At 63.4% G+C, this 440-nt stretch carries 1 pseudogene; it reads right to left on the bottom strand.

Annotation, left to right across the window (positions count from 1 at the left end):
• A pseudogene (locus tag HX846_RS32730) lies at window positions 1-343 on the bottom strand (flagellar hook-length control protein FliK); the annotation flags it as partial.
• Window positions 344-440: the final 97 nt, after the last annotated feature.

Below are 440 nucleotides of genomic sequence, written 5' to 3'. Positions count from 1 at the left end.
GGGCATCGTCGTCTGACTTGGCGGTGGTGTCCGGGGTGTCCGCCTTGGCCGGCGGGTTGGCAGGCAAAGTCTTGCCGTTATCGGCAACCGATGGGGTACCGGCGGCAGGCTTGTCGTTGTTGGCGACGGGCTTGGGGCTGTTGTCCGCAGGCTTGTCGCGGGTGGATTTGATGGGGGTGTCGACAGGTTTTGCCGCAGGCGCAGGGGCCTGGTTGGCGAACACCTGAGCGAAGCCCGGGGCCTTGTCCCGCGGGTTCGCAGCCACTGCCGGTGGATTGGCAGCGGGCGCTTGAGGCTTGGCCGCAAGGGCTACCTGAAGGAGCGAATTCGGGGTGATTGCCATAGTCAAGAGTCTCCGCCGCACAGGGGTCGAGGGTGCGGTAACAGGAGGTAGAGCAAGAGTTGGGCCAGGTTTTGGTTTAAGGGTGTATATCCGTTAT

The sequence above is a fragment of the Pseudomonas sp. K5002 genome (genome assembly GCF_013386655.1).
In the GTDB taxonomy this organism is placed as follows: Bacteria; Pseudomonadota; Gammaproteobacteria; order Pseudomonadales; family Pseudomonadaceae; genus Aquipseudomonas.
This window is presented reverse-complemented; position numbering and strand designations above follow the sequence as displayed.